The organism is Deltaproteobacteria bacterium (assembly GCA_016709225.1).
Classification (GTDB): domain Bacteria; phylum Myxococcota_A; class Polyangia; order Nannocystales; family Nannocystaceae; genus Xiheibacterium; species Xiheibacterium phototrophicum.
Map to the genome: position 1 here is coordinate 12,970 of JADJEE010000007.1, position 19,280 is coordinate 32,249.

24 protein-coding genes are annotated in these 19,280 nt (G+C 69.5%); 7 read left to right on the plus strand and 17 right to left on the minus strand.

The features are described 5' to 3' along the window. The first annotated feature begins 12 nt into the window (after nucleotides 1-12). Genes IPH07_24405 through IPH07_24425 form a run of 5 tightly spaced genes read left to right on the plus strand, consistent with a single transcriptional unit; the run spans nucleotide 13 to nucleotide 8,489 of the window. The gene (locus IPH07_24405) at nucleotides 13-1,935 is read left to right on the plus strand and encodes a hypothetical protein (protein MBK6920565.1); all 1,923 of its coding nucleotides are present in this window, start codon (nucleotides 13-15) and stop codon (nucleotides 1,933-1,935) included. Between the two features lie 3 nt (nucleotides 1,936-1,938). Then, on the plus strand, nucleotides 1,939-2,736 hold the full coding sequence (locus IPH07_24410; GenBank protein MBK6920566.1) for a hypothetical protein: 798 nt from the start codon (nucleotides 1,939-1,941) through the stop codon (nucleotides 2,734-2,736). Beyond that, nucleotides 2,736-5,843, plus strand: a complete 3,108-nt coding sequence (locus IPH07_24415) for a hypothetical protein (GenBank protein ID MBK6920567.1) — start codon at nucleotides 2,736-2,738, stop codon at nucleotides 5,841-5,843. Before IPH07_24410 ends, IPH07_24415 begins: the two co-directional genes overlap by 1 nt. Nucleotide 5,844: 1 nt before the next feature. Next, the gene (locus IPH07_24420) at nucleotides 5,845-7,152 is read left to right on the plus strand and encodes a hypothetical protein (GenBank protein MBK6920568.1); all 1,308 of its coding nucleotides are present in this window, start codon (nucleotides 5,845-5,847) and stop codon (nucleotides 7,150-7,152) included. Next, on the plus strand, nucleotides 7,149-8,489 hold the full coding sequence (locus IPH07_24425; protein ID MBK6920569.1) for a hypothetical protein: 1,341 nt from the start codon (nucleotides 7,149-7,151) through the stop codon (nucleotides 8,487-8,489). The genes IPH07_24420 and IPH07_24425 overlap by 4 nt, the downstream gene beginning before the upstream one ends. Here IPH07_24425 and IPH07_24430 read toward each other — a convergent pair. After that, on the minus strand, nucleotides 8,486-8,740 hold the full coding sequence (locus IPH07_24430) for a hypothetical protein (protein MBK6920570.1): 255 nt from the start codon (nucleotides 8,738-8,740) through the stop codon (nucleotides 8,486-8,488). The genes IPH07_24425 and IPH07_24430 overlap by 4 nt on opposite strands. Next, a complete protein-coding gene (locus tag IPH07_24435) occupies nucleotides 8,737-8,910 on the minus strand; it encodes a hypothetical protein (protein MBK6920571.1) in 174 nt (57 codons plus the stop codon). The genes IPH07_24430 and IPH07_24435 overlap by 4 nt, the downstream gene beginning before the upstream one ends. Nucleotides 8,911-9,000: 90 nt before the next feature. On the opposite strand from IPH07_24435, the gene IPH07_24440 reads away from it, so the two are divergent. Both IPH07_24440 and IPH07_24445 read left to right on the plus strand, forming a co-directional pair. Further along, entirely contained in the window at nucleotides 9,001-9,222 is a 222-nt protein-coding gene (locus IPH07_24440; protein ID MBK6920572.1) for a hypothetical protein, read from the plus strand. Beyond that, nucleotides 9,219-9,428 carry a hypothetical protein gene (locus IPH07_24445; GenBank protein MBK6920573.1) on the plus strand — a complete coding sequence of 70 codons (210 nt, stop codon included), beginning with the start codon at nucleotides 9,219-9,221 and terminating at the stop codon, nucleotides 9,426-9,428. Before IPH07_24440 ends, IPH07_24445 begins: the two co-directional genes overlap by 4 nt. Here the strand turns inward: IPH07_24445 and IPH07_24450 are convergent. The 15 genes from IPH07_24450 to IPH07_24520 all read right to left on the minus strand — a co-directional run bounded on the left by IPH07_24450 (nucleotide 9,425) and on the right by IPH07_24520 (nucleotide 19,235). Further along, nucleotides 9,425-9,703, minus strand: coding sequence for a hypothetical protein (locus IPH07_24450; protein MBK6920574.1), 279 nt, complete (start codon nucleotides 9,701-9,703; stop codon nucleotides 9,425-9,427). The two genes, IPH07_24445 and IPH07_24450, sit on opposite strands and share 4 nt — an antisense overlap. Beyond that, nucleotides 9,700-10,014, minus strand: coding sequence for a hypothetical protein (locus IPH07_24455; protein MBK6920575.1), 315 nt, complete (start codon nucleotides 10,012-10,014; stop codon nucleotides 9,700-9,702). The genes IPH07_24450 and IPH07_24455 overlap by 4 nt, the downstream gene beginning before the upstream one ends. A 4-nt stretch (nucleotides 10,015-10,018) precedes the next feature. Then, nucleotides 10,019-10,384, minus strand: coding sequence for a hypothetical protein (locus tag IPH07_24460; GenBank protein ID MBK6920576.1), 366 nt, complete (start codon nucleotides 10,382-10,384; stop codon nucleotides 10,019-10,021). A gap of 10 nt (nucleotides 10,385-10,394) precedes the next feature. Next, nucleotides 10,395-10,976, minus strand: a complete 582-nt coding sequence (locus IPH07_24465) for a hypothetical protein (protein MBK6920577.1) — start codon at nucleotides 10,974-10,976, stop codon at nucleotides 10,395-10,397. 65 nt (nucleotides 10,977-11,041) lie between these two features. Then, nucleotides 11,042-11,281, minus strand: a complete 240-nt coding sequence (locus tag IPH07_24470; GenBank protein MBK6920578.1) for a hypothetical protein — start codon at nucleotides 11,279-11,281, stop codon at nucleotides 11,042-11,044. 143 nt (nucleotides 11,282-11,424) lie between these two features. After that, nucleotides 11,425-11,691 carry a hypothetical protein gene (locus IPH07_24475; GenBank protein MBK6920579.1) on the minus strand — a complete coding sequence of 89 codons (267 nt, stop codon included), beginning with the start codon at nucleotides 11,689-11,691 and terminating at the stop codon, nucleotides 11,425-11,427. A gap of 89 nt (nucleotides 11,692-11,780) precedes the next feature. Continuing rightward, nucleotides 11,781-12,413 (minus strand): hypothetical protein, encoded by a 633-nt coding sequence (locus tag IPH07_24480; protein ID MBK6920580.1) that lies wholly within the window; start codon nucleotides 12,411-12,413, stop codon nucleotides 11,781-11,783. Further along, complete coding sequence (locus IPH07_24485; protein ID MBK6920581.1) at nucleotides 12,410-13,693, minus strand: oxidoreductase; 1,284 nt, start codon at nucleotides 13,691-13,693, stop codon at nucleotides 12,410-12,412. The genes IPH07_24480 and IPH07_24485 overlap by 4 nt, the downstream gene beginning before the upstream one ends. Further along, on the minus strand, nucleotides 13,576-14,382 hold the full coding sequence (locus IPH07_24490; GenBank protein ID MBK6920582.1) for a hypothetical protein: 807 nt from the start codon (nucleotides 14,380-14,382) through the stop codon (nucleotides 13,576-13,578). The genes IPH07_24485 and IPH07_24490 overlap by 118 nt, the downstream gene beginning before the upstream one ends. Beyond that, the gene (locus tag IPH07_24495; GenBank protein MBK6920583.1) at nucleotides 14,379-14,855 is read right to left on the minus strand and encodes a hypothetical protein; all 477 of its coding nucleotides are present in this window, start codon (nucleotides 14,853-14,855) and stop codon (nucleotides 14,379-14,381) included. The genes IPH07_24490 and IPH07_24495 overlap by 4 nt, the downstream gene beginning before the upstream one ends. Beyond that, nucleotides 14,852-15,031: a hypothetical protein gene (locus IPH07_24500; protein MBK6920584.1), complete on the minus strand. Its 180-nt coding sequence runs from the start codon at nucleotides 15,029-15,031 to the stop codon at nucleotides 14,852-14,854. The genes IPH07_24495 and IPH07_24500 overlap by 4 nt, the downstream gene beginning before the upstream one ends. A gap of 50 nt (nucleotides 15,032-15,081) precedes the next feature. After that, nucleotides 15,082-15,663: an N-acetylmuramoyl-L-alanine amidase gene (locus tag IPH07_24505; protein ID MBK6920585.1), complete on the minus strand. Its 582-nt coding sequence runs from the start codon at nucleotides 15,661-15,663 to the stop codon at nucleotides 15,082-15,084. Between the two features lie 80 nt (nucleotides 15,664-15,743). Further along, on the minus strand, nucleotides 15,744-16,964 hold the full coding sequence (locus IPH07_24510; protein ID MBK6920586.1) for a site-specific DNA-methyltransferase: 1,221 nt from the start codon (nucleotides 16,962-16,964) through the stop codon (nucleotides 15,744-15,746). Next, entirely contained in the window at nucleotides 16,957-17,499 is a 543-nt protein-coding gene (locus IPH07_24515; protein ID MBK6920587.1) for a hypothetical protein, read from the minus strand. The genes IPH07_24510 and IPH07_24515 overlap by 8 nt, the downstream gene beginning before the upstream one ends. After that, nucleotides 17,496-19,235 carry a hypothetical protein gene (locus IPH07_24520; protein ID MBK6920588.1) on the minus strand — a complete coding sequence of 580 codons (1,740 nt, stop codon included), beginning with the start codon at nucleotides 19,233-19,235 and terminating at the stop codon, nucleotides 17,496-17,498. Before IPH07_24520 ends, IPH07_24515 begins: the two co-directional genes overlap by 4 nt. Nucleotides 19,236-19,280 lie beyond the last annotated feature (45 nt).

Consider the following 19,280-nt stretch of genomic DNA (forward strand, 5'->3'; position numbering starts at 1 on the left):
CCCAGCCCAGGCGTGACCGGCAGCGGGTCCACAACGGCCACCGGCGAAGTACTGCTCAAGGGCAACGCGGTGCAGCTCGACACCACGCTGCAGAATACTTCGAGGGCCGTCGACGACCTCACGAAGAAACTGCACGAGGTGGGCGCCGCCACCGACGCGGCGAAGAACGCCAGCGAGCGCGCGCGCCAGGAGCGGGTCGATTCGATCGGATCGACGATCGCGGCCACGAACGCCTCGACGAACCTGTCGAAGACCTACACGCGACTGGGCTTCGCGGCGCATCAGCTCGTCGCTGGGACCGCGTCTTTCAATACGGCGCTGCAGGGAGTGCTCGGCACGCTGGGGCCCACCGGCCTGGCTGTCGGCGCGCTCGTGGGTGTCGTGTGGCATTTCGTCGATGCCGAGATCGCCGCTGCCGATGCGACGAAGAAGGCCACCGCTGAGCTGAAGAAGCAGCGCGAGGAGGCAAAGCGGCAGTCGAAGATCGACTACTTCGAGCAGGTGTTTCTGCCCGAGCAGAAGCTGAAGGCCGAGGAGCGTACGGCCGTCGCCGCACTGCGCGAGACCGAAGATTTCCTCGAAGAGGAGGCCGCCCGCGCGCGCCGCGAAGTGCGGTTTGCGAAGCAGGGCCCCGATCGCGACGCGGCGAAGCGCCAGCTATCGGAAGTGATGTCAGCGCGAGCGGTCGCGCGAGCCGAGGTGCTGAAGGCCGAGGCTGAGGTGGCCGCCGCGGTCGAGGACATGGATTCGTCGATCCGACTGAAGAAGGAAGCCGAGCGCACGCTGCGTGCCGATCGCCTGCGCCAGATCGACGATGAAGACGTGGCCGAAGAGGAGGCGCACAAACGCAAGCAGCGCCGCGCCGCCGAACAGCTCACGGACGTCGAGAAGGACTTCAAGCGCGAATCGGAGCGCGTGATCTATAGGCGCCAGCTGTTCGAGGATATGCAGAAGCGCGTCGAGGGGTACGCGAAGCGCGACCGCGAGGCCCGCGACGCGGCCGACTTCAAGGCGTTGGATCAGCGCTTCGAGGACGCTACAAAGCGAGCCGCACAGCAGGAAGCGGCGACCCGCGCTGCCGAGCTCGAGCGGCTGAAGGCGCAGGGCGCCGCAGGCTCGATCAAGGATCCGAGGTTGGCGGAGATCGAGCAGCAGCGGATCGAGGAGCAGTTTCAGTTTCAGCAGCAGCTCGAGACCGGCTTCGCGCAGTTCGATCAGGCGCGAGAAATGCGGCACGTTCGCGAGCTGCAGCGCCTCGACGAAGAGCGAGCGGCACGCGAGAAGCTGCTCGTCACTGTCGACAAGGCCTCGAAGATGGCCGCGAATGCTGCGTCGCAGACGCTGCTCGCGATCATTTCGGTCACAGACGCCCGGCGGCAGGCCGAGCGAGCCGCGCGCGCGCAGGGCAAGTCGGACGCCGAGGCAGCGCAGGCGGGCAAGGTCGCCGAGCTGAACGCCCGCGCCAGCCAGCTGCAGGGGATCCGCAACATGGCGGGAGTGAGGGCGCTCGAGGAGACCGCCGAGGGCATCGCATCGCTGGCGTCGTTCGACTACACCGGCGCGGGCTTCCACTTCGCGAGTGCTGCGGTGTTCGGCGCGGTGGCGGGCGCGGCAGGAGCTCGCAGCCGCACACTGTCGGATCAGGCCTCGAGCATGGAAGCGGGGGGCTTCAGCAGCGGCGGTGCCTTCGGTCCTGGGCAGGCGGGGGGCGGCGGGGGAGGGTCGACGTCCGCAGCGAACGGGCCGTCGGCGAACTTGGGCCCCGTGCCGGGCTCGCCCACGCCACAGCCTCGATCGGGCAAGATGCCGACCGGCAACACTACCTACATTCACGTCGAGCACCTGCATGGAAAGATGGATCGCGAGGTCGTGCGCGACATCTCCGAGCAGCAGCGCCAGCTCGGCTACAACGGGGCGAACTTCGGGAGCCGGTGACGCATGCCGCAAGTCGAATCCTCTTGGCTGGTCGGCTCCATCACGCTGCCGGACGCCACCGCGCTGTTCGACAGCGAGGACGTCGTGCTGCCTGGCGGCACGTATTACCTGCGCCACCCCACCGCCGCGCTGTCGCTGGTCGACGTCGTGCGCACCGCGATCAATGACTCGCTGTCTTCGATCACGTGCACGTCGCTGGTGGTCCTGGAAAATCGCCGCACGCAGATCAACCTGTCGACCGCTGCGGATCTGATCTGGGCAACGGGCTTCGCCGACTCCGCGGAAGATTGGGCCGCGGTGCTCGGCTTCAGCACCGGCGATTTGACCCTGGCCGCGAGTTACACCAGCAGCGGAATCTCGCCGCTGCTGTTCTCGGCCGGCTACCCCGCGCGCCCGAAGACGCAGGCCGGGATCACCGGCTACACCGTTCTGAAACAGGCCTTCCTGAAGGCGGCCGACGGCAGCGTTACGCGCCGCGTGGGCTTCGGAAACGAAACGTGGCAGGAGCTCGACTGGGGGCACATCGTGCCGAGCCGCCTGCAGTCCACGGGATCCGTGCTCTCGCAAGGCGGCACCTTTCACCAGTTTTTCGAGCAGTCGCTTTCGCTGGGGCTGTCGATGCTTCACTACGAGGACATGATCGAAGACGCCGCAAGCACCACGGCTGCCAGCTGGTCGACGCCGCTGGGTCCGTATCAGCTGCGCGACGGCTTCGATGGCAACTGGTACGCGCGCAACGTCGCCAACGCTGAGATTTCGTCACCTCTGAGCCTGCCGCTCCTGGCGGTCGAGGAATACTGATGCCGACCACCACGCAGCTGCGCGAGTACCCCGGCGCCCAGGTGGGCCATGTCGTGCTCTTCGACGGGATCGAGATCGGGCTGACCGATCGCCGCGAGCTCGTCGGCATCGACACGGGCAGCGGCCACTCGGTGCAGCTCGGGCTGCAACGCAGCGGGCTGTCATACCGCATGGCGATCGACATACGCACCGGCGAAGTGTTGCAGTCGCCCGCCACGCTTCCGATCGACGACTTCGACGATTCGATCTGCGACCTCTTCAAGGTCGCGAGCACCAGCGAGCAGGCGCTCGTCGACGTGCCCTTCGGCGCTGGCACTGCGATCGCCCCCAGCGAAGACCTGTCGCCACGCACCGAGCTTCACGGGCGCCATGTAGGCCTCGAGCGGATCTCGAGCTCCGGCGCGCGCCACCAGTTCCCCGTGCCCACCGACGCATCGGACACGTGGGGCATGCAGCACACGATCGCCCTCGATGGCGCGGGCACCGAGAGTGCGCCCGTGTCCGAAGATCCGATCGTGTGGAGCGGCCGCCGCGTTGAGCTTCGGCGCGTGTATTTCGACCTGGACGGCACGCCGCGGCCGTGGTCGGAGTCGCGTCGCTTGTGGATGGGCACCCTGCGCGACGACGGCATGCCGCGGGGACGCCGGTGGACGATCGAGGCAGCAGGGCCCGAGTCCCTGCTGCAGAAGCCGCTTGCGCTCGGCTGGCAGCGCGAGCCGGTGTCGGCGGTCAGCGACCTCGACCTCGACGCCACCAGCGACGAGCGCGAGACGGGCTTCGGTGTGCGCTTGGTGATTCCGTATGGTGGCGGCGGGGGCGATTATTCGCTGGACCTCTTCGCCAGCGACCTGACCGGAGCCAACGCGATCGAGCTGCGCGACGAGATCCGCGCCAGGATCGAGCTCGCCGCGGCGGACGCAACCGGCGACGGCCCGTTCGACGAGATCGCAGGGTGCGCAGTGTCGATGGATGCGCAAGGCCGCGTCCGCATCGCGACGACCACCACTTCAAACTTGCCCGCGATCCTGCAGCTCTGCCTGCACCGCAAGGTGTGGGCCGCGCTCGGCTACGAGGTCGAGATCCAGCGGCAGCTCGAGCCGCCCGATGCCGTCGCGGTGCGGTTCGATCCAATCGGCGCCGATGCCTTCGCAGCGTCGGCGCCTGGCGGCGACTACTGGGTCGGAACCTTCTTCACCGGCACCGAAGACACCACGATTTATCCCAACGGCGCGAACAACGGCGGCGCGACGAGGGTCTACAGCCCGCTATATCCTGCGGGCACGCAGACGCTGCTCGCTGACCTGAACGGCGGGCGAGGGCAAGTCGTGCGCCTTGGCGACGCGAACCTGGGCAGCGATACCTCGCAGTCGACGATCGCACACCCAGGCCAGGCAGCGAGACCGATCGCCAGCGACCCCACTGATCCCACGGCACCGATCGAGATCGACGGGGTGCCTTGCACGCGCACCGGCTTCTGGCTCTTCTTCGGCGTGCGCCGCTACGTGGGCGGCGGCGACGGGGTGCCCAACTACGCGGTAGGCATCGACGAGGTCTTCGATGAGGTGTGGGTCGGCGAGGCATCGTGGGTCGGCGGCGCGGGGCAGCAAGCGGGCTTGGTGTCCGGCGATCGGATCATCGTGACGAAGTGGTGGGAGCCGGGGTTGTTCGGCTTCGCGTCGAAGGGCGGAATCACCAGCGACTGGGTAGCGCGCGTGTCGACCGGCGACCCCGAGGACGGCAGCGTTCGCGCGGTGCCGATCGCGGTGTCGAGCTACTCCGACGGCTTCGACGAGGCCCACAAGGTGCTGCTGCGCACGCTGCTGACGACGGGCACGTCGGCGGGTTGGTCTTCTTACGCGGCCGACGGCGCCGCGACCCTGGCCGCGGGTGAGAACGAGCCGAGCGAGGCGCCCTCGCTGCGGTGCGACGCCGAGGTGGCGCCGCTCGGGCTCGCGATCCCTGCCGACTGGGTCGCGGCGCCGTCGGAGTTCGACGCGGTCGCCGAGCAGGTGGCGAACTCCGACGTGCTGAAGGTGAAGGCGGCCTACTCGGCGGCCTACCCTGCCGGCGACCTGCTGCGCTCGCTGATGCAGCCGCTGGGCTGGTGCTGGCACCTGCGCGACGGCGCGTTCGGCATCTGGTGCCCCGCCGACGGGCTGACGATCTACGACGCAACCCTGGTGATCGATCGCAGCGTGCGCGGTGAGATCGGCAGCGGTCGCTTCACGCACCCCAATCAATCGCTGCGCTACCTGCAGCCGATCGACAGGTGGAAGTTTCAGACCAACCTGCGCCCGCACTTCGGCGGCACCACGCTGCTCGAGCGCACCTCGCTGGATCGCGGATTCGCGTACCGCCCCGGCACCGTGCAGCAAGATGTGCTTGCGCACCATATGCGCCGGCCCGAAGGGATCTACGCGCGACTGCAGACGCTGTCGGCATGGTGGGCCCGTCGCCACTTCCCCGTGAGCGGGTACCCGATCTCGATCCTCGAGGCCGAGCGCGCATGGCCGGGCACGATCGTGCGGCTGACCGACTCCGAGCTGGTCGACCCGCGGGGCTACTACGGCGTCGTCAATCGATTGGCCGTGGTCACGGCGCTGCGCGTCGACTTGGCCGATGGCATGCGCGGCAACGGGGGCACGGCGTCGGTCGACCTGCTGGTGTTCGACGACAGCGCTGCGACCCCCCGCTACCACGCGCCCGTGGCGGTCTGCATCGGCTACGACTCCGCCACGCAGCGGTTGATCACGGCGCCCGAAGGCCTCGGGGCGGTCGGCGGTGGCGCTCTCTTCGTCGAGCCCCAGGTCGACGGCGTGGTGCCGTTCGGCGGCGACGCGGTGATCGAGTGCTGGCAGTGGGACGGCTCGACCTGGGCGCAGACGTGCAGCGGCACGGTCGACAGCGCAGCCGCCGGCTACGTGCAGCTGACAGGCCCGATCACGGGCACCTACTACCGCGACCGCGACACGATCGGCGTGCTGCGCCCCACCGCGACGGCAAATGCAGCGTGGGTCGACGCGATCTTCAGCCCGATCAGCAGCGGTACCAACGGGCAATGGACCGACGTGGCCACGCCGACCGACGGCTACCCCTGGGAGACTTGAAATGCCTGCATCCTACGAGCAAGGCTACAATGCGCGGGCGAAGGCCTCGACCCGCCTGTATGTCACCGGCGCATCGATCACCGCGTGCACCGCTGATCTGTCGCAGTACGGGCAGAACCTCACGGCGGGCACCTCGTGCGTGTTTCAGGCCTCGCCCGGCAGCGCGCGGCTCGACTTCTCGCACCCGCGCACGATCGGGGCGGTGATCACCGCCAACAGCACGGACACGGGCACGATCTTTCGCCACGGCTCGGCCTCGCCGACGCGCTTCGCGTTCAACGCGGCGGCTTCGCTGCGCGCGACGGTGAACAACACCACCGCCGGCACGCTCGCGATCACCGGGCTTGACGGCACGCGCGACACGCTGGTCGTGGCTTGGACCTCGCGAGCCAACCCGGACACCACAGGCGCGAGCGATGCCGTCAGCTCGACGCTGCACTGCTTGAACGTGACCAACGGCACCTACCAGTCGACGACCTTCGTGCACGCGGTGTCGACCACGAAGACGCAGACGGCATTTTTCGGCGCCGCCGACAACGCTTCGACCGCGGTTTTTTCGGGCGGGATCACTTCGATCTGGTTCGAGAACCGCGAGCAGTCGTGGGTCGAGATCGAAGCGGACTGGGTTTCGACCTACACGCCGCCGTCGAGCGACTACACCGTCGAGCTTCAAGGCCTGCCGCCGCAAGCCGACACGATCGACGCGGCCAACTACCACCACGGCCCCGCGGCGCTGTGGGCTGTCGACGCCACCGCTCGGCTGCAGCGCCGCACGCTGTCGGCGTTCGCCAACGATCGCTGCCGCGTGGCGCTGACGTGGCAGGCCTCGACGCTGACGGGGCCGTTCGTGCGCCGCGTCCCCGGTGACGCTGCGTGGCGAATGCCGCTTGGACATCTGCACGTCGCCCAGGTGCCCGACGTGTGCAACGCGATCGCAGCTCACGTGCACGTGCGCTCGTGGACGACCAGCGGCGCAGCGGTGCCCGTAGGCTTGCGGGTCTACAGCATGTCGCGCCCGCCGGGCGTCCCGGGCAGCGGGCCGCTCGAGCAGTTCTTCGCCGAGCAGGTGATCACCCGCGACGACGACGCGAGCAGCGGGTCGCTGACCGTGTTCGACCCGCTGCCGATCGCTCGGGGGCGCGGCGCCCTGCGGCGCGGCAAGACCTACCTCGCGCTGGCGATCGCGATCGATCCCTACGGCGCGAGCGCAAACGATGCCAACGCCCGCGTGACGATCAACGGCATGCACTGCGTGCCTGGCTTCATCGATCCCGCCGGCGGCGGGCAGTTCGGACTGCAGCAGCCATGACGGACAGTGCGTACAAAACGAAAGTCCTCGCCGGGCTCACCCCCGCGACGCCAGCACCCGGCGGCCTCGCTCCCTACACCCGCGTGCGCTGGGCACCGCTGCGCGCCCTCTTCGCTGCGCAGGACACGATCCCCGCGACGTCGCGGCGCACGCTCGCCTCGGTGGGGCTGAGCGGCGCGGCCTCGTGGGCGCAGCCATCGGGCCTCGACCCCGACGGCGGGGCAGGGGATGCGCAGTTCTACCCGACCAATGCCTGGCGCACGATCCACACGACGCTCGCGAATCTCACCCCCGGCTGCGAGCTCGAGGCCTGCGTGCTCGCGTGCCCCGCAGGGCTCGTGGTGAAAGAAGTCGCCGGCGACTGGGTGAGCGACGGCGCGTGGGCCGAGCTTCGCGTGCGCGTCACGTGGACGAACGGGGGCAGCAGCAGCGGGCCGCACGACTGGACGGTCACGATCCCCGGCTCGACCCACGGCACGTGGACCGGCGACGAGGAGAGCGTCGACGGGGGCAACTGGTCGCGGCTGCTCGAGCGGCGGATTGTGGAGATCCGGCCGCCGGGCTACGACAGCGATCCGGCGATCCAGGCGGCATACTCCGAATGGTCGCAAGTGGAGATCGCGATCGCGGTGCGCGGCGGCATGCGGCTGGTCGAGGCGATCGTGCACGAGCAACCGCTCGCGCACACGACCACGCACGAGAGCCACGGGCTGACCTCGGTGCACGCGATGCCGCCCGGCGCCGCACCGTTGACCTCGCGCCCGCTCGACGAAGCCCCCGACGGCGCCACCTACGAGGAACACCGCTTCGGCTCGCGGCGAATGGCGCAGGTGGCCGAGCGGCAGAGCGAGCGGCTGGGCCCGCGCGTGCTGTCGTGGTCGAGCTACAGCGAGGCGACGCACGACCCGCTGACCGAGACCGAGGCCGCGCCCGTGACGGTCACCAGCACCAGCTACGTCGACCTGCTCGACCCCACGAGCACCAGCTACGACGCGGCGGGGCCCGGCTTCGCCGTCGCCGGCGCCCATGCGCAGCTGCACCGCCTGGCCGGCCCGTACATCGCGGGCGGGCGCTTCGGGGTGGTGCCGGTGCGGGTGAGCGTCGACGCGTCCTGCACGAGCACGGGGGGCCGCGTGCGGGTGCAGTGCGGCTCGGGCTACGTCGAGGTCGCGGTGACGGGCGCGCGAGGGTGGTACACCGCCACGGGGCACCTGCAGTCGCAGGTCTTCCCCAACGACGCCGACGCACCGCCGATGGTGCTGCGGGGCTCGAGCTCGAGCGGAGCGCAGACGCTGTCGGTGTGGAACGTGTCGATCGACTTCGGCACGTGGGCCTAGTCGCAGTCGGCGTCGCAGGCGTCGTAGAACTCGGCGCATCGCTGCGCGCAGGCGAGGCCGCACGGCGCCGAGCTGCCCTGTTCGTGCTCGAGGCATGCGTCGAGCTCGGCGTCGCATTCCGCGTGGCACTCGGCTTCGGCGTCGTCACGATGCGCAGGCGCCACGATGCCGGGGCCCGGGGCAGGGGAGGGCGGCGCCTCGACAGCGCAGGCCGAGGCGAGCAGCAGGGCGGCTAGGATGCGTGCGGTCATTCTTCGACCAGACAGGTGCCGGCGGCGGTGACTTGGTGTTCCTGCACCCACGCGCACGAAGCGGCGTCCCCCTCGGCGCAGCGCTCGAGGTGGATCCGCGCGGCCGCCGCGCACGGGTCGCAGGCGGCGAGCAGGGCAGCGACGGCGGCGAGCAGCAGGGTGGCGCGCATGATGGTGTAGCTTGCGGCCACCGCGGCGAAAATCAAGCCCTGCGCGCCTGCCGCCGGCGGCCATGCACGAACGGTGCTAGGCTTTGCGCTGTGATCACGCTGCGTTCCCTTGCTGACATCGACTTCGTCGCCGCGTGCGCTGCCGCTCTGCTGGCCGGCCTGCTGATCCTGGTGCCCGCGCTGGCCCCCCTCGCCGCGCGCGTGCCGCCCGAGCTCCTGCTGAGCTTCGCGGGCGGCGCGATCGTTCGCTGGGCCCTGCGGCAGCCGCCCTCGCCGCCCGCAGCGGGCGCCCTCGAGGCAGCCCCGGCGTGAACGTCGCGGACATCGCAGCCGACAGCGGCCCCGTGGCGCTGATGCTGGGCATCCTGGCGAAGCTGGCGCACGGGATGCTGGGGTCGATCCTGCGCGAGGTGAAGGCCTTGCGCGCCGAGCTCGTGACGCACACCAAGCTCGACGATCAGCGGCACGCCGACGTCGTGGCGGCGCTGCAGCAGCGCTGGGCCTCGCAGCCACGCTAGTCGTCCGGCGCAGGGGTGGCGCGCTGTGCAGCCGCGTCCAGGTACTCGGCTGGCGTGACGGTCAGGCCCTCGCACCACTCGAGGGTCGCGGGCAGGACCCACAGCCGGAGCAGCACGCGGCGCTGGTCGGGCGGGAGCGGCGGGCGCCCGCGCTGCGGCAGGCCGATCTCGACGGTCGCACCGCAGCGCGGGCACGGGGTCGTGGTCGCGCTCGCCTCGAGACGCTGGCCGGCCCACCCGCACGGCGGGCACTTCACGGTGACGCGGCTGGTCACGTGATCACCTCGAGCTGGCCGGCCGCCAGGGTCGCGCAGTCGTGTCCTGAGCCGTCCGAGTACCGTACTGGTCGATCAAGCTGCACCGTCACCGCGGTCCAGTACGGCGAGGCGATCGCCGTGACGATCTCACCGCCCGTGGCGAGGCTGTCCGCGTCCTGGTCGCCGACCGCCATCCGCACCCTCGTGACCCAGTCCGCGGTCGCGCGCACGCGCTGCCCGACGGCGAGCGGCGTGCCGCAGGAGGCGACGAGCGGGAGGTCAGTAGCGCCGATCATCACGCACCCGTTTTCGCATTCGTTGCTCTGCACGAACTCACTTCCCGACCGCCTCTCCGATGCGACACGCGAGGCACCGATCGCAGTCGTCGTCATGGTGCTCCCAGTGGTGCTCACACTCACACTCGCAGCCGTTCCGTTCGAGCAGCTTGCGGACCGCACGGATGCGCTCGTCCGACTCCATCGAGTTGCGCTGGTAGTGATCGATCAGGGCCAAGACGTTGTGTTCACCCTGGCCGGCGTCGTCGAACAGCTTGCGGAGACGGTTGGCTTCGGACACCGACGCCGAGTACGCCGCCAGCAGGTCGTCGTATCCGTTCGCGGCTTTCCACTCGTCCACAAGTCTAGTTCTCTCGGCGTCGCGCATGCGCTCGTAGTCCTTGCGCATGTTGTCGTACGTCATCGGTCCCTCCTTAGCCGAGAGCGTCACCCGCCGTGTGCTCACGCCCGGGCTGGTCAAAGCCTGCGGTCTTGCCTGCGATACGAGGTGGCGACTCAAGAGCCGACGCCAGTTCCTGGTATGCGTGCTCGGTCATGCTCTCCGCGACGCTGGAGAGGATGCGGCGCGCGGCTTCCACCATTCGCCCTGCCTCTCCCGCCCGCCCGATCCACTCGTCCATCTCGTCGAGCAAGTGACCAACGCGCGCCCCCAGGCCGTCGAAGATGACCGCCCGCCCGTCCAGCGCGTCGAGCACCTCGCGGAGCCTCGCATCCTCCGGCTTCGCCAGCTCCTCGGCGAGACTCTCGATGCGCATCGCCATCGACTCGACCTGGCGGGCCAGCGAGGCGTTCTCGGAGCTTAGGTGATCGCTGTTGGAACGCAGGACCTCGTTCTCGCGCACCAGCTCGCGGTTCCGTTCCTCCCAATGCCGATTGCAGCCCGGAGAAAGCCTGCACACGCCATCCTGGCCGCAGTCCTCGATCTCGCTGCGCTGCCGGATCTTCGGCAACGCGCCGCTGCACGTCGTCTGCTCGCGGTCGTAGTTGCGGACCATCCCGCAGCGCGAGCAGACGGACCAGCCCTCGCGCTCGTGCTTCGCCCACTCGTGTCCCAGACTACTCACAGAGCGCCTCCCTCTCTGAGCCATGCCTCGATGGCTCGCAGGGCTGAGACGATCCGATGGGAGCCCGACTGCCCGGCTGTCGCGTAGAGCGCCTGCACCGCAAGCGCGTCGGCCGCATTGATGCCGCTCGCGCGCAGCGCGTCACCCAGTCGCGAGTCAAGATCGGCGCGGCGCTTGTGCTCGCGCAACGCGCGTTCGCCGATTGACTGGTCATCGTGCCACTGGGCATTGCTCATGCGGCACCGCCCCTGTAGGGCGCGGTCACGGTCTCGTTGCGCGCGGTGCTTTGGTCGATCAGTTCGTCGGCGGTCATGGTGGTCACACCGCGAAAGCCCCGCGCGACCTTCGTCGGCGGGGCGCGGGCAGACCCAGGAGAGCGCTACAGGTCGGCCGCGATCACGGCCTCGACGACGTCGTCGGCCGACAGCGTGCCGGCGTCGAGCGCCGCGCGCAGGGTGTCGTCGGCCCAGTGGTCGAGCTCGCCCCAGACGTCGAGCCGGCCGTCGTGCTGCCGCGGCAGCAGGGTGCAGTCGCCGACGTCGCGGCCGTCCACGTAGACGGTGGCGTCGACGGCACCCGCGTTGCCCGGGACGGTCGAGCGGGCAGCGCGGGCGGTGATCTTGGCGGTGATGGTCGAGGCGGGCATATCTGAATAATACAGCCGCCTAAGCCAGACGCCAGGACCAATCGACACCGATCGCGAATATCGCGTGTTAGCCCGGGCTGCGCCGCTGCCTAGCGAATGCCCCAGTCGTGGCACCACTCCAGCCACGTCTCGGCCGCGCGCTCGGGCTCCCAGCACTCGATCCGCGGGTGCGGGTCGCGAGGCCGTGGCAGGCCTTCGCCCCAGCCGCGCTCGCACGGCAGCAGCAGCTGCGCGCGCTCGAGCCACCGGGATTCGAGGTCGTGCTGCTTCACCGCTGCCGCGACCGCCGCCGAGTACACGACGCCGAAGCGCAGCTCGATCGCCCGCTGCACCGCTGCCTCGAGCTCGGCGAGCACGTGGTCGCCGCGCGCACGCAGGTAGGCCTTCACGGGGCCCGCGACGTCGCCGGGTGGGTAGGCCTCGTGGGCGTCGTGCAGCAGGCAGGCCTGCACGACCGGGCGCGGGTCGTCGGTGGGCAGGGCGGCCAGGCTGGCGATCGCGAGCCGGGCGACCAGCACCGAGTGCTCGGCGACGCTGATCCGCTGCCCGAGCGGCGTCTGCCCGTTCCATCGGCAGACGTGGGCCAGCCCGGTGGCCACGTCGGTCAGCCGGATCTGCTCGGGGCGCGGGTCGTCGAGGTCGAGCGCGCCACCCGACGCCGTCGCGGTCCAGTGCTTCGGCGCCGGGTACTCGCCAGGCGGCAGCAGGTCGCCGGGCTTCACGGCGCCACCAGCTGCTCGACGCCGACGATGTGCCGCTGCGTGAGCCCGTGCCTGCGATGCCAGATGTCCAGCCGCATGTCGCGCTCGCTGCGGTACCCCTGGCCCGCATGCCACGCGTCGGCGGCCGCGGTCGTGCGGAAGGTCTCGACCGTGCAGCCGGGGTAGTCCTTCACCCGCTGGTGGTGCACGTGGCCGGTGTACCACTGCCGGTGCCGCGTGCGGCCCCAGGCCTCGCGCTGGTCCACCGCCATGATGCCGGGCAGCTGCGGCGGCTTCACCGTGTCGAGGTGCGTTGAGCCGATCAGACACTGCCCGTGCTCGCGGTAGAAGAACTTCGCCGGCGACGTGTCGATCTGCACGCGAGGCTCGTCGCGGTAGCGCTGCTCGAGCGCGAGCGACAGCAGGATCGAAGTGTGGTCGTCGTGATTGCCGATCTCGTTGCGGACCTGCACGCGGCGGTGACGCTCGAGCGCTCGGTCGATCTGCCGATACACGATTCGGATCCCGCAGCGCAGTACCTTCGACCACCGCGAATCGACGTCGAGCTGATGCCCCGACTTGCGCGTTGTGTTGCCCTGGTGATCGCTGTGGAAGAAGTCGCCGAGGTTCAGCAGCAGGGCATCGGTGCCCGCGGGCGCGAGCGCGACGAGATGATCGACCGCGCCGAACAGCAGCGCTTCGGCGATCGCCAAGTCGTAAGAGGCGCCCGTCTCTTCGGCCCACGCGTACATGCCGACGTGGGGATCGCCCATCGGATACACGCACAGCAGGTCGTCGCTCGACACCGCGGGCGCCGGCACCGGCTGCACCGCCGGCACGTCTTCGCACGCTTCCTTCAGCGCACGCAGCAGCGCCTCGATCTGCGCGTCTTTGTCGACGCTCGACTTGATCCACTTCGGATCGCCAAGCGCGTTGCGGGTCATTTCCGAAACGCCGTGGATATGGTATCCCGCCGGAAGCGGCGCATCCTGGTAGCGGTGCTGCTGCGGGTCCGTGCGCGCGGCCTTCTTCTTCACCGCCGCGACGACGTGCTGCACAGCCTGGTAGCTGATCTTCAGCGCCCGCGCAGCGGCCCTCTGTGAGCCGTGCTCCTGCAGCGCCTCGAGCACTTCGCGCTGGCGCTCGCTCGCGTGTGGCAGCAGTGCTGCGATTTCGTCGTGCGTCACTTCACCACCTGTCCCTTCGGCTCGACCTCGCTGCGCCGGCGCAGCAGGTCGATCAGGTGCTCGGCGTCGGGGCGTTTCTGCAGCTGCCCGCAAACTTTCCCAGCTTCGATCCACAAACACTCGGAGCTGTCATTCTGCACGTACCACACACGCCGGAAGCCCCACTCCAGCCCGTCCGGAAGTGCCCACGGGTCGGTCGGCTCCGCCAGCGCCCGCTTCACCTCTTGGAGGGTGGCCACGGACCGAAACATGGCCTCGCGGTACTGCCCGCCAGGCTCGGCCGCGTTGCGGCGGCGGCGGAGCAGGTCGATCAGGTGCTCGGAGTCGTCGCGAAGGAGCAGGTACCCGACGGGGCGGCCCGCGTCGTTCAGCCACAGACTGCTGCACCCATCGGCGGACTCGATCTGCCACCCACGCCGGAAGCCCCACCACAGCCCGTCCGGAAGTGCCCACGGGTCGCCTGGCTCGGGCACCTCCCCTGCGCGCGGCACCAGATCGAGGAGGATCGCCAGCTGGGCGGCGGCGTGGTCGAGGTGCGAAAGCCCGCTCTCGGGGTCGAACTTCTCGCCGGCGCGCCACAGCAGCAGGTGCCGCAACAGGCACGCGTAGTGCGTGAGCGGCTCGGCCTGTTCGGTGCCTGCGATCCGCCACGTGCCATAGCCGTCCGCGCCTGGTGGCTGCCCGTGCTTCTGCACGCCATAGCCGAGCCCGCGCCCCGCGGCCAACATCAGCTCGGGCGGCACGATGTCGACACGAGGCTTCGAGGCCTTCTCGGCGTTGATCTCTTCTGCGGATTTCGTCACTTCAGTGCCTGCTTTCGCCAATAGAGAAACTGCGTGGGGGCAGCGGTTGCGGTCGGGTGCGGCGCGCTGTCGGCTGCGTCGTCGTGGTCGTGCCAATGCGCAGGCACCCACAGCCGGAAGCCGGCAGCGATGAAGCTGTTGGCGCTCGCAACATTCGCCAGGCTCGTGTAGCTCCACACCTCAGGCAGGCCGAGCTCGGCAGCGCGGCGGCAGGTCAGCTGAAGCAGCCGCTTCTGCAGCCGCAGGCCTCGGTGCGACGGGATCACGCCCTGCCTCGACACGATGAACGCCGCTTCACCGCTGCTGCGGTAGGTGTAGCCGCCGGAGAAACAAACCGGGGTGCCTTTCGGCGTGCGGCCCACCAGCCACTCGCCGCGTCGAGGGTCGGCGGAGTCGTCAGCGGGCAAGCACACGCGCTGCATGCAGAGCAGCAGGTCGCGGTCGCCCGGCTTCGCGATTGTGATACGGATCATTGCCAGCCTCCGATCGGTGTCGCGTCGAGCTTGCGCTGCTCGACGTCGGCGCGCCGGCGGCCTCGCGGCGTCAGCTTCGGGGCGTCGGGCCGCAGCTCGAGCAGGGCGGCGAGCACGAGCTCGCGCAGGGCAGCGCCGCAGCGCCGCACCGGAGCGTCGAGCTCGTCGGCTCGCACAGCCAGGAGAACGTCGATCGCCTCTTTCGTCAGCGGTTGCGGTTGCGGCGTCACAGCTGCCCCCTGCACCACGCCCGCGCGTCGAAGTCGTACCACACACGATCGAGCCCGAAGCCGGCCAGCTGCTGCCAATCGAACGCGGGACCGGGGTCCTGCTTGCCGCCGGGGCGTCCGATCGTGTCCCGGTGGGTCACGTCCTCGTGGCCGGTCACGTAGCGCAGTCGGGGGAAGCGACGAAGCAGCGGGGGGATCAGCGAGCGCAGGCCTTGATATTGTGCTTTGGTGTACGACTCCCACGAGGTCGAGCGCGCCGCAGGGTTCCGATGCCGCGCAGTGACGTACGGATTGCTGCCGCCGGGCGCCCATCCACGATTGCACAGCTCGATCCCCACCGAGCGCCGATTGATGTCGCCGACCCCCGCGATCAGCGGCACGGGGCGGCCTTCGAACGCGTCGAAGTCGGCGGCAGAAGGCAGGAGGCCGTCGCCGGCATGCCACGCGGCATCTTCGGCTGCCACGTACTGCCCGATATCACCGGCACGATCCACGGCGAACGTCGCCGACGCGGGGCGCGAGCGGAACACCCGACCCACGCCGCGCACGTCGCCGCGGCCGGCGGTGTAGTGAATCACCAGGAACTCGACGGGTCGACCCGCTCGCCCCCGGTAATGGTGAGGGCTGGGGATCCATTGCACTGGAGGCCATGCTGCGTTCATTGTTTCTTTCCTTCGGCATGCGCGATTCGTGCTCGCGCGATCGGCAGGTAGTCTTCGGTCATTTCGATCCCCAGCGCGTCGAAGCCCTCGAGCACGGCTGCGACCAGCGTGGTGCCCGACCCCGCGAACGGGTCGAGCACGAGGCCGCCGGGCGGCGTGATCAGTCGGATCAAGTAGCGCATGAGCGCGACCGGCTTCACCGTGGGGTGGTGATTGCGTCGACCGCCCTTGCACCCGGCGCCCGCGCGCGGGCTGTTCAGGCCGGCGCTGCCGTCCTCGCGATCGGTCAGCTCGCCGCCACTGCGGATCGGCAGGCCCGCGGCCTCGAGCCCGGCCTCGCGCTCGGAGCGGCTCGCCTTGGCCACGTAGAAGAAACGGGAAGCGTCGGCCTGCGCATCGAGCATCGCCGCCGCGTCCTCGTCCAAGAGCACGTTCGCGGGCCAGCGGCCGGCGTCGTGTGCCTTCGCCCCCACCGACGCGAGCGACCCGTCGACGCGCCACGCTGTGCCGGGAGGAGACTCGTACCCCGCCCTGCCGAACCCCCCCATGCTGTTGACGATGGAGCGGTCCTTTTCCGACATCTCGATCCTGCACGCCTCGACATTGATCCCGCCGGTCCCGTGCTGCAGCACGTTCGCGGCGACTGTGCCGACCAGGGGTTTGCGCGCGAGCACGATCGGTTCCTGCGCTGGCTTGAGCGCGGTACGCTTTCCGCGATGCGGGTCGCCGGCCGGGTGCGCCGGGCACAGGTGCGCCCCGGGCTTCTTCGACAGCGTCTTGTCGCAGTGGTCGCCCGGCAGCGTGCAGAGCGTCATGTCGATGTCGCGGCCGACATCATTCGACTTCGGAAAACCGCTGCCGTACATCCACGCCAACTGGTCACGGATCTCGAACCCGGCGATCCGAATCGCGGTGACCATCAGGTCGTAGGTGCGCGTGCCCGAGAACGACAGCACGTGACCGCCGGGCTTCAGCACTCGGTAGACCTCGCGCCAGACAGACGGGCCGGGGACGAATCTGTCCCAGGTCTTGCCCATGAACCCGCCCCCGCTGTGCTGATAGTCGTCGCCCGCGAGCCAGTGCCGCAGCACCTCCAGCATGTCCGGTTCTTTGCTGAGACCGTACGGCGGATCGGTCACGACCGCGTCGATGCACGCATCGGGGAGCCCGCGCAGTACCTCGACACAATCGCCGAGTGTGATTTCTACATCAGCCACGCTTCGTCACCGAATCCTCGTAATAGAGCTCGGCGCCAGGGACCTCTTCGCCGGCCTCGAGCGCTGCCTTCACCAACGCGTGCGACGGCTCGCACAGGTGCCGAGGCACCAGGGAGGAATCGGTGTAGCGCACGCACGGGCGCGGGGTGACGCTGATTCCCGTCGGCTTGTCGAGCACCACCGCGGCGATGGCCTCGGCGTCGCCAGCCTCGTGGGCAGCTTGCAGGGCGAGCGCCGCCGCATCCTCGGCGCGGCGCATCCCAGCGGCGATGCCGGTTTTGAGCTCGTGCTCGAGCTGTTCGAGCCGCTTGTCCGGCTTCGCGAAGAAGGCCAGGGCGGCCTTCCACGCGGCGTGCAGTGGCTGCGTGATCTTCTCGCGCTCGGCCTTCAGCGCCTTACGGTGCCTCTTCACTTCGCCCAACAGCTCGGACGCGACCTCGCGCCCGGCGGGCGTGTCGTAGTCCACAGCAGGCATCAGGGGCTGCGCCTCGGCTACGTACTGCTCGAGCTCGACGACGAGCGCAGGCTTCTTCACTGCTTGGGTACCCACGGGATCAGCCTTCCGTTTGCGTCGAACGTCGCCTTGGCCTTCTTCGACCAGCGCAGCATCGCGACCGCGCCGGCTGTGATCCGCACCCGCGGTATCCACTTCTGCACAACGCGCTCGACGACCTCCTGCACCAAGCTCGCGACCGCCGAAGCCTGGTCAATCGGGCACTGCACGATAACTTCGTCGTGAATGTAAGCGAGCGTGCGCGTGCCATTGAGCGGGGCGAAATGCTCGGCGTCGAAGCCCTCGGCCTCCTGCCCCCATTGCAGGCACGCCAACACCCACAGCGCCTCGAGCATCGCCGACGCGATCCGCTCCTGGTAGAACCCGTTCGCCGCTTGCGTGAAGCGAAGGCGGCCTCGCAGCAGTCCGGATCGAGGGTGCCTCACGTTGCCGCCGGCGCGACGCAGCAGCTTCTGCACCAGCGCCTGATAGCCGAGCGTGGTGGGGTAGGCCCGCTTCCATGCCGCCACGACCTGCCGCGATCGCTTCAGCGAGAGCTCGCGCCCCTGTCCGCGCGCATATGTCACGTAAGTCTCGGGCGACATGCGCACGGGCAAGCCGAAGTTCGCCGGCTTCACGTCTTGTCGCGCGTCGCTCGCCTCGGCGTCGCCGGCCTGATAGCGGCGCATGAACTCCGCGAGCGACAGCTGCACGAGCTCGGCACCGAGCAGGCAGTGAGGGTCGACGCCCGCATTGATCGCGTCGGCGAGCTTCGACTTGCCGAGAAACTCCAGCTCGATGTCGCCGAGGGCGCAGAGCTCGGCCTTGTCGACGTCCACCGAGATCAGGCAGTGGCCGGGGTCGGCCACGCAGCACTCGCGGATCCCCGGCGCGCGGGGCAGCTGCTGGATGTTCGGCTTGCTCGCACTGGTGCGGCCCGTGATCAGCAGCTCGTTGTAGCGAGGCCGCAGGCGGGCCCGCGACCGCAGCATCTTGACGAAGGTGGTCTTCAGCTTCCACAGGTGCTCGAACTCCGCCCACGCGGTCAGCTCGGCGTTGCCGCTGTCGAGGCACGTCTGTTTCGACAGCGAGAGCGATTTGCCGCTCTTGGCGCGAGCGGTCACCCCGACGCGTACGGCGTGCTCGAGCGCTGCGATCTTGTTCCGCGTGCCGTCGGGGCGCATGAACCCCGCGGCCACCATCTGCTCGCGCTTCGCGACCCACAGCTCTTCGAGGCCACGCGCGAAGGCATCGACGGCGGTCTGATCCACCGGCATGCCGAACAGCGACGACAGGTGCAGCGCCCAGTGCCCGCACGCGCGGCGGTGCTGATCAACGAATACCCCCTCGGGCCCCGCTGCCTCCTGGCTGTCGAAGATCGGGCGCAGGATCCGGCTGTCCTCGCTGGCGTAGTCCAGCGCGGCGCTTGGCCACCTCGACAGCGGCACGTCGAACAGTTCCCCGTAGCGCAGGCGCCACACGTCGCCCGCTTCGGACAGCTTCCGCTGCGCGTGCAGCGGGGCCACGATCTCGAGCGACACCTTCGGCCGCTTCCGACCGGCCGCGATGTCAAGATACTTCTGCCTCGACAGCACGTCGTAGACGTCGCCGCGGGCGAGCGCGCGGAAGGCCGGCGTCACGGTGCCGGCGTGCCTCGAGAGCACCGCCAGCTCGGTCACCACGCCGGCGCCGACGAACGGCGCAGCGAAGAGCTCCTCGATCGTCGCGCGGGTGACATTGCGGCGATGCGTCAGCGTGCCGTCGACCGACAGCACCACGAGCGGCTGGCACGTGCCATCGTCGCTCGCTGGCGTTTCGACGTC